Origin of the sequence: Chryseobacterium sp. VD8, from assembly GCF_037149975.1 — a bacterium.
Lineage (GTDB): Bacteria > Bacteroidota > Bacteroidia > Flavobacteriales > Weeksellaceae > Chryseobacterium > Chryseobacterium indicum.
This window is the reverse complement of record NZ_JBBCQL010000177.1, coordinates 1-9626: the sequence shown is the minus strand read 5'-3', so window position 1 is coordinate 9626 and position 9626 is coordinate 1. Positions and strand designations below refer to the sequence as shown.

The 9626-nt window shown below is 35.6% G+C and carries 7 protein-coding genes; 5 read left to right on the top strand and 2 right to left on the bottom strand.

The features are described from left to right. The 4 genes from WFK35_RS16710 to WFK35_RS16695 form a co-directional block, all read left to right on the top strand. Positions 1 to 355 (top strand): S1 RNA-binding domain-containing protein (locus WFK35_RS16710; protein WP_336733533.1); only part of this gene is annotated, 355 nt, incomplete at its 5' end. Positions 356 to 576: 221 nt separating this feature from the next. Next, positions 577 to 3180, top strand: coding sequence for a T9SS-dependent M36 family metallopeptidase (locus tag WFK35_RS16705; RefSeq protein WP_336733532.1), 2604 nt, complete (start codon positions 577 to 579; stop codon positions 3178 to 3180). A gap of 124 nt (positions 3181 to 3304) precedes the next feature. Continuing rightward, positions 3305 to 4285: an EamA family transporter gene (locus tag WFK35_RS16700; protein WP_336733531.1), complete on the top strand. Its 981-nt coding sequence runs from the start codon at positions 3305 to 3307 to the stop codon at positions 4283 to 4285. Positions 4286 to 4343: 58 nt separating this feature from the next. Then, positions 4344 to 5339 carry an alpha/beta fold hydrolase gene (locus tag WFK35_RS16695; RefSeq protein ID WP_336733530.1) on the top strand — a complete coding sequence of 332 codons (996 nt, stop codon included), beginning with the start codon at positions 4344 to 4346 and terminating at the stop codon, positions 5337 to 5339. Positions 5340 to 5611: 272 nt separating this feature from the next. On the opposite strand, the gene rplS is transcribed toward WFK35_RS16695, so the two are convergent. Further along, on the bottom strand, positions 5612 to 5968 hold the full coding sequence (rplS, locus tag WFK35_RS16690) for a 50S ribosomal protein L19 (RefSeq protein ID WP_007846341.1): 357 nt from the start codon (positions 5966 to 5968) through the stop codon (positions 5612 to 5614). A 298-nt stretch (positions 5969 to 6266) separates the two neighbouring features. Here rplS and WFK35_RS16685 point away from each other — a divergent pair, with 298 nt between their 5' ends. After that, complete coding sequence (locus WFK35_RS16685; protein ID WP_336733529.1) at positions 6267 to 9005, top strand: fibronectin type III domain-containing protein; 2739 nt, start codon at positions 6267 to 6269, stop codon at positions 9003 to 9005. A gap of 294 nt (positions 9006 to 9299) precedes the next feature. On the opposite strand, the gene WFK35_RS16680 is transcribed toward WFK35_RS16685, so the two are convergent. Continuing rightward, on the bottom strand, positions 9300 to 9626 hold a 327-nt coding region (locus tag WFK35_RS16680), incomplete at its 5' end, for a DoxX family protein (protein WP_336733528.1).

The window sequence follows — 9626 nt, the reverse complement described above, 5'->3', positions numbered from 1 at the left end:
AGGAACAGTTCACGCTGGTAAAGCGGTAGAAGTACACGATAAAGGTGCTTCTGTACAGTTCGAAGATGCTGAAGTAGAAGCATTCTGCCCATCAAGATTATTAGAGAAGGAAGACGGATCTAAAATCAAGAAAGGTGAAGAGGCTGATTTCAAAGTAATTGAATTCAACAAAGAATTCAAGAGAGTAGTAGTTTCTCATACAGGAATCTTCAGAGACGAAGAGAAGAAAAACGTAAGAGAAAATTCTAACAACAGATCTAATAATGTTTCATCATCTTCAAACGAAGAGAGATCTACTCTTGGAGATATCGATGCATTAGCAGAATTAAAAAGAAAAATGGAAGAAGGTAAATAATACCTGATTCATTTTAAATATTTGGCCACTCGTTTGAGTGGCTTTTTGTTTTTATTCAATTCATAAAATTGCTGTTAATGCGGGATTTGTTAATTTGGTTTATTCATAAATTTAGCAGAGTTTATATACTATTGTTAAATTAAATGTCTATTTAAATAATTTTAAATTATACTATTGTTTTATTGTTAATTATATGTAAATTAGCGGCTTTATTAGTGTATATGAAAAAAGTAGCTTTACCCCTTTTATTTGTAGTTTCTGCAATGTTTCCTTCTGTTCTTTTCGGACAGGATAATGAGAAGTTAATTAAAGACTATATTTCTCAAAATAAGATCAGAGAATATAAGAAATCAGATCTTACAAATTTTAAGATTGATAATGTTGATGAATCAAAGTCATTAAATGGAAATGTAATTAAATTCCAGCAGACTTATAATGGACTTCCGGTATACAATGCGGAAGGTACTGTTTTAGTAAGAGATAATAAAGTAATTTATTATTCTGATACTTTTTTGAAAGATTATACTTCTTCTGTATCAAATACAGCTTCTGTTACGAAGACTGCTGCTCTTCAGAAAATAGCTGAAAATTTACAGAAAGATAAAATTCAGAATTATCCTATTTTAGGGTATAATGATGCAGATTTAAATAACGCACCCGCTGCAAAACAAAGACTGGTATACGTTCAAGATAATGGTGCTTTAAAATTAGCTTACCAATTCTCTTTTCCAGAGCCTAATTCTCCAAGCTATTGGGATATTCTAGTAGATGCAAATACAGGAAATATTATCAGTAAACTAGATTTGAACTTGTCCTGTAATTTCCATAATGATGCTTATTCGCGTGATTACAGTCATGCTCATAATGATAATAATATTGTAGGTCCACTAAAACAAGACGAAAATAAGAATAGTTTTTCACTTTTAGTACCTGATAATGCTTCTTATAATATTTTTGCATTACCAATAGAGGCACCTACATTCGGTTCCAGATCAATTGTAAGTAATCCATGGATCTTAACCGCTTCTCCAGAAGGCTGGCATTATGACGGAACTACTCGTTATACAATTACAAGAGGTAATAACGTACATGCGTATGAGGATACTCTGGATTCTAATTTACCGGGCATTTCTCCTGATGGAGGTGCTTCAAGAAATTTTGATTATCCTTTTAGTATTAATGGAGATTCCTTCACTAATCAGAATGCTTCAATTACCAATTTATTTTATATTAATAATAAAATTCATGATATTTTCTATATGTTTGGTTTTACGCCAACTGCAAGGAACTTTCAGAATACTAATTTTGGATTAGGAGGTGCCGGAGGCGATTATGTATTGGCCGAAGCACAAGATGGAGGCGGTACAAATAATGCTAATTTTAATAGTCCTAGTGATGGAAATAAACCAAGAATGCAGATGTATCTTTGGTCAACCGTTAATAGATTGTTTTATTATAATGCACCGAGTTCCGCAGTACCTCGTCAGCCGGTTGTCGGAACAGCTTTATTTGGAAATGCTTTAGATGCGACGGGGGTTACAGGAAATGTACAGTTATCCTCAGTTTTGGATGGTTGTACGGCAATACCTGCTGGATCTTTGACGGGCAAGATCGGTTTAGTAGAAAGAGGAACCTGTAATTTTACGGTTAAGGTTAAAAATGCACAAGATGCTGGGGCTGCAGCTGTTATTATTTACAACAATACCGCTAATGGTAATACTGTTGGAAATATGTCCGGAACTGATTCAACGATTACAATCCCATCGGTTTTAATTTCAAATACTGAGGGTGAATATATTAAAAGCCAGCTTTCAGCTAATACCGTTGTAAATGTAACTTTGAAAAACGATCCTGCAAGTAGTATTACACCAGACGGAAGTTTTGATAATGGAATTGTAGTGCACGAATATGGACATGGAATTTCCAATAGATTAACAGGAACAGGTGTGGGTTGTTTAAATTCTTCTGCAGACAAAGAACAGATGGGAGAAGGCTGGTCAGATTTCTTTGCTCTAATGTTAACTAATAAAGCTGGAGATAATGCATCTGTACCAAGAGGTATCGGAACATATGCTGTTGGACAGGCTATTACCGGAGGAGGTATAAGACCTGCTAAATATTCTCCGGATTTTACTATAAACAATTACACTTACGGGAATACGAATGGAATGGAATATACAAATACAAGCGGGCAAATAGTTCCTGATGTACACTCAATTGGATTTGTATGGGCTTCAATGCTTTGGGATCTCCACTGGCAATATGTTGCCAAGTATGGATATTCTTCTGATGTAATGGCAAACACAACAAATGGTAGCTCAAGAGTTTTACAATTAGTAACCGACGCATTGAAACTTCAGGTTTGTAATCCTACATTTATCAATGGTAGAGATGCCATCATTGCAGCAGATCAGGCTAAAGGAGGTGCAGACAGATGTATGATCTGGAGAACGTTTGCAAAGAGAGGTTTAGGTGTTAATGCTAGTGCAGGAAGTTTAACAAATATTAATGATCAGGTTCAGGATTTTAGTGTTCCAGCAGACTGTGTATTAGCTACAGACGAAGTAAAAGTTGTTAAAAATAACATTTCAATTTATCCTAATCCTGCGAAGAATGAATTTTTCATCAATTTCCCAAGCAATACATTAGGTAAAGTAAGTGTTGAAATTTATGATATGTCTGGAAAACTAGTTTCTTCAGAAGATAAAATTTCTCCGGATGCTAAAAAATCAATCTCTACAGATAAGCTGATTAACGGAACATATATGGTGAAAGTAAAAGGCATCGGTATTGATGCGGCATCAAAAGTTATTGTTAAAAAATAATCTGAATATTTATAAATTTTAGTTACGGCGCGAGCGAAGCTCGCGCCGTAATTTTTTATTTTCACAGCCATTTTATTATTCATTTAATAATATATTGTACCTTTGCAGGCTGTAAAAATGAATTATGCAGAAGAAAAATATTTTAAAGGGAGTTCTATTTGTAGGGATTGGCGCAAGTATATATGGGATGCTGGCAACGTTTGTTAAACTCGCTTATCAGGATGGTTACACCACTTCAGAAGTTACAACATCACAGTTTTTATTGGGAATAGTGGGTCTTTTAGTCTTAAATTTTATTCAGACAATCACCTCTAAAAAAGCTTTGCCTTCACCAACATCAAGAGAAGTAAGAAACTTACTGTTAGCCGGAACTTCATTAGGTTGCACCAGTTTGTTTTATTACATTGCAGTTCAGTATATCAATGTCTCGATAGCAATTGTTTTGCTGATGCAGTCCGTCTGGTTCAGTGTAGTGGTGGAAAGTTTTCTGACAAAAAAACTGCCCAATGCAAGAAAAATTGTTTCTGTAATTATTGTTTTGGCGGGAACCATTTTAGCCACCAATTTAATCAATGAAAGTTTAGATCTGGATTGGAAAGGAATTTTCTGGGGATTATTAGCTGCAGCTTCCTATACGCTAACGATGTTTACCTCCAATACTTTAGCAACGCATTTACCTGTTTTCAGAAAAAGTATTATCATGCTTTTGGGTGGTTCAGTTGTTGTTTTTGCATTCTTGTTTTTTGCACAGATCGGGCCATTGCATTTCGAAGGTTTAAAATCTTTCTACCTTAATTTTACAGACAATACAGAGCATATTCATTCCTTTAATTATTCAATTTTATGGAAATATGGTTTAATTTTATCACTTTTCGGAACCATAATTCCACCGATTTTATTTAATGTCGGGTTTCCGAATGCAGGACTTGGATTGGGAAGCATCGTTTCTTCTCTAGAATTACCGGTTTCTGTGACGATGGCTTTTGTTTTATTGGGGGAAAAAGTAATTTTTATACAATGGGTTGGAATTGCACTAATACTTTTTGCAATTGTCCTCATGAATTTATCTAAAAAAGAAAATCAATTTGCTGAAATATCTAAATAATACTATTGAAACCGTTTCTTTTGGAACGGTTTTTTAATTTCAGTAAATAAAATATCTTATGAAATATTGCAAAAACATATTTATAGCGTTAATTCTTATCATAAGCACAAGTCTTCTATTTTCACAGGTGAAACCATTGGATGCTGAATTAACGAATTATCAATACCCTTTCGAAGTTCATTTTTTAAATTTTACATCTCAGAAAAACGATTTGAAAATGGCTTACATGGATGTTCAGCCAACAAAGTCAAACGGAAAAGTTATAATGCTTCTTCATGGTAAGAATTTTAACGGAGCTTATTGGGAAAGAACTGCAAAAGATCTTTCAGATAAAGGGTTCAGAGTAATAATTCCGGATCAGATAGGATTTGGAAAATCTTCAAAACCTCAAAGTTATCAGTTTTCATTTTCGCAGCTGGCAGAAAATACAAAAGCCATTTTGGACAAATTAAAAATCGATAAAATTATTGTTTTAGGACATTCGATGGGAGGGATGATTGCTACAAGATTTACTTTACAATACCCCGAAAAAGTTGAAAAATTAATCTTAGAAAACCCAATCGGATTAGAAGATTATAAAACGTTCGCTCCTTATCAAACCATTGATCAGGCATATCAGTCAGAATTAAAAAATACCGCAGAAACTTATAAAAATTATCAGCTTAAATTTTATTACGATAATAAATGGAAAGCAGAATATCAACCCTGGCTAGACTTAATTGCAGGATGGACTGTGCATCCTGATTATCCGAAAGTCGCATGGAATGCAGCTTTAACTTCGGATATGATTTACAATCAGCCGGTTTGCTATGAATTTAAAAACATTAAAGTTCCCACTTTGCTCATTATCGGAACAAGAGACAGAACTGCAATCGGGAAAGACCGTGCTCCAAAAGAACTACAGCCCAAAATGGGGCAATATCAGGAATTAGGAAAGAAAACACAACAACAGATTGTTGGTTCTAAACTCGTGGAAATTGAAAACGTAGGACACCTTCCGTATATTGAAGCCTATGATAAATTCTGGAATGTGTTGTATGAATTTATTAAGTAGAAAAGCTGAAGGTTTGATGATTGAAAATTTAAATGATTGAGAGAATATATAAATTTATTTTTAAAGAATGAATTCCCCTCCTCTGGAGGGGTGGCAAAAATTTCCTGAAATTTTTGACGGGGTGGTTTTAAAATGCATCCTTTTCTTAGCCCCGATTGAAGTGAAAATCCTTTTTTGAAAAAAAAGATTGCAGCGGAAAGCGGGAAATAGCTCCAAATAAAAAGAGACCGCTAAAAATTAGCAGTCTCTTTTCGTATGTATTGTTGTCTGAATTATTTCTTCTTGTAAGCAGCGTCTTTAATTCTCGCTTTTTTACCTCTAAGGTCTCTGAAGTAGTAGATTCTAGATCTTCTAACTTTACCTCTTCTGTCAACTTCGATTTTTTGAAGAGCCGGCATGTTGATTGGGAATACTCTTTCTACACCTACATCACCAGACATTTTTCTGATGGTGAAAGTTTTTGTAGAACCAGTACCTCTCAATTGGATAACTGTTCCTTTGAAGAACTGAGTTCTTGTTTTTTGTCCTTCTTTAATTTCGTAGTAAACAGTGATGGTATCACCCGCTTTGAATTCAGGGAATTCTTTTTTTGTAATGTACTTGTCTTGTACGTACTTTAATAAATCCATTATTAATAAATAAAATGTTAAAGCTAAGCAACTTACACGGACTTCGTCAGAGGTTGAATAACAGGTTGCAAATGTACAAAACATTTTTGAAATTTTCCAAACAATTTTATATTAAATATCATGAAATTTTCAACCCGTTTTTCGGCTCAGATTTAATATTTCCTTCAACTTCCCATCAGACACAGTTTATATGTGAATTCTACTTTTGCACGAAAATAAAATCAGGCAGTACAATTTTTAATAATCCACTGATATACAATTTTTAATCTCAATAAATCTAATAAAAAGTAAACTAAAAATGAAACATTATTTTTTCTTTTTCCTCTTCGTCGTCCAGATGGTTTTTGGGCAGACTTTGTATCCTTATTTACAAAATCCGACGCCAACTTCCATGATTGTCAACTGGAAAACCTCTTCCAATAATGAAACTACCGTTTTTTACGGAACCAGCCCAACCAATCTGAATGTTACTTTTACAGGAACAACGAATATTTTTTCAGATACAGGATATAACAACAATTACTTTTATCACACTGCAAAAATTGCCAATCTTCAGCCCAACACAAAATACTATTATAAGATTAAAACAGGAACCAGTGAATCTGCGGTGTATAATTTCCGGACACTTCCTTTACCGGGACAGGCGGCAACAGCCAATGGAAAAATCCGTTTTCTGATCATGGGAGACAACCAAATTAAAGCAGAACCGAGATACGATACCCTAACCTTAAATGCGTATAAAAAATTAAAGGAAAAATTCGGTGCGGCTTCCGATCCTTCAGATAATATTGCTTTAACCTTCATGGTAGGAGATCAGGTAGATGTGGGAACTTTGGATCATTACGAAAATGTTCATTTCAAGAAAAATATTAATTTATCGCCTTATCTTCCGATTCAGACCACGGTGGGAAACCATGAAACATACGGAAGTCTGGGAATGAATTCCTATTACGCACATTTTTACATCGATGAAATTCAGTATAAAAACATTAGCTCAGGAAACGAAAATTACTATGCGCAACAGGCTGGAAACGTTCTCTTTATAAGTTTAAGTTCCGAACATACCGGTTCTGCGCAAATGACTTGGCTGCAACAGGTTTTAAATGCTGCAAACGGAGATTCTACGGTAGACTGGATCATTTCTCTGAGCCACAGACCGTATCAGGCGGAGCAATATGTGGGAGATATTTCTACATGGGTAAGAAACAGTGCCGTTCCCCTTTTAACCACTTCTTCAAAATATTTAATGCACGTTGGAGCGCATCACCATTTATACCACAGAGGTCAGCTGAAAAATACACCGAATTACCAGATTATTTCCGGTGGAGTTGCATGGGATCAGTACTGGGGAATGTCGACGGAACAGGATTTTGATGATGTTCAGAAAACATTAACAGACTGGACGTATCAAATTGTGGAAGTAGATGTAAACACAGGAAAAGTAGATGTGGAATCCTATTCTATCGGAGGTGTCTATCATAAAAAATATAATGAGCTGATTGATACATTCCACCGCTATAAAAATCAGCCAAAACCTGCAAAACCTTCTATTTCCAATACATTTACGGCGCCGGTTACTTTACCGTTAACTTTAAACGGAAGTACATTTTCAAGCTCAAACGGAGAATTGCTGAACACAACTCAGTTCTTAATTAGTAAAGCAGCTGATTTTTCCATCATTGAAAAAGAATTTTACAGAGATTATGAAAACTGGTTCGGAAAAGACGGAAGCGGAACTCCTGATATCACGAAAAACCTGAATGCAGGAGTAGATATCACAAAAGCTACTATTTCCGCTAATTCAATCACCAACGGAAATTATTACGTAAAAGTGCGTTACAGAGACCGCAACATGGAGTGGAGCGACTGGAGTGATGTAAAACAGTTTACAGTAACCGGAAGTGTGGTTTCTAATCCTGTTTTCACTTTAAATAAAACAGAATATCTTCAAAACGAGCCCATTATTGCCAACTTTACAGACGGTCCCGGAAATAATCAGGACTGGGTGGGAATTTATAAAAAAGGACAGAATCCTTCTGCCGTAACTTCTCAGGCTTTTGTGTATACCAACGGGCAAACCGCAGGAACAGCCACTTTCCCGAACGGAATTGCTGCCAAAGGTCAGTATTTTGCAGGTTTTTTTGCCAATAACGGATATACAGAAATTACACCGAGAAAAAATTTCTACGTAGGTCCGAAAGTTAATTTAAGCACAACTTCAGATGTTTATCCTGTAGGTGGAACTGTAACCGTAAATTTCTCCAACGGACCGAATTTAACCAAAGACTGGATCGGAATTTATAAAATGGGACACACTCCCGGAACCATAAATTCTACTCAGTGGAGCTATGTGACAACGGCTTCGGGAACGCTTAATTTTACAGGTCTTGCCAAAGGATATTATTATGCACAGTACTTCTTGGAAGACGGCTATACAACTGTTGGAGAAAAAGTTTTCTTTAAAGTAGGGGATGTGGTGACCGAACTTTGGATCAACAAGCCGGTTTACAGTTTAGGAGAAAATATCACCGCTTCATGGACGGATTCTCCGGGAATCATTAAAGACTGGTTGGGAATTTATCCTCAGAATATTTCGGTTCCGGATGATCAGTTTATTTCTTATACCTATTTTGACGGAATTACACAGGGAACCAAAACAATCACCGGAACAGCAGTTCCTGCAGCACCGGGAAATTATTATATGGTGATGTTTACCAACGATTCTTACACGGAAGTTTCAAACAGGGTTCAGTTTCAGGTAACCGGAACACCGCTTGGAACAGAAGAAACAAAAAGTACAGAGAAAAATGTGATTCTTTATCCGAATCCTACAAAACCGGGTGAACCGACTTTTATTAAAAGTGATTATCCGATCGAAAAAATAGAACTTCTTTCTGCTAACGGAGATCTTCTATATCAGTCAAAAAACGTAAATAATCAGCGTTTCTCTCTGGTCAACGAAAATCTTCCGAAAGGAGTGTATTTTGTAAAAGTATACACAAGAAAATTATTTACCTTAAAATTAGTCATTCAGTAAAACACTTCATTTTCTTATAAATCAACAAAAACGGGCTTAGAAAAGTCCGTTTTTGTTATTTTTTAGTAATACCCGGATCAATTATATATTGACCCGTCGCTCATCAATTATCAATCATCAATTCAATCATGAATTATCAACCATCAAAATTGGAGCTTATTCCAGCTTTCGCTACTCGCTTTTTCTTATTTTCGGCGGCTGCTTCGCAGCCGCCGAAAATAAGAAAAGAGCTCAGACATGCCGCTCAATCTGGGCTAAAACATTCTCCGTAGTTCAATATTTGACATTCAAAAATCAATCATCAGTAGATTTCAGTGCCCATGCAATCAGCGGAGCCTGCATAAAAAGCCTTCCCAATCTCTGATTATCCGTGTTCAGCCCAAAAGAATCCCTTCTGTTTTTATACTGAGCAATATTTCCTGGGAAAACAGTTGCAAAAAATCCGGCTACAATTCTTCCCATATTTTTCCTGTATTTTTTAGGAGTCGCAATCATGGCTGTTCCTAAAGCGATTTCAGCAACTCCCGAATAAACAACAGTATCATCTTTATCCAGAGGAACCCATTCCGGAACCTGCGTCTGAAACTCTTTCCTTGCAAAAGTAAGATGTCCTATTCCTGC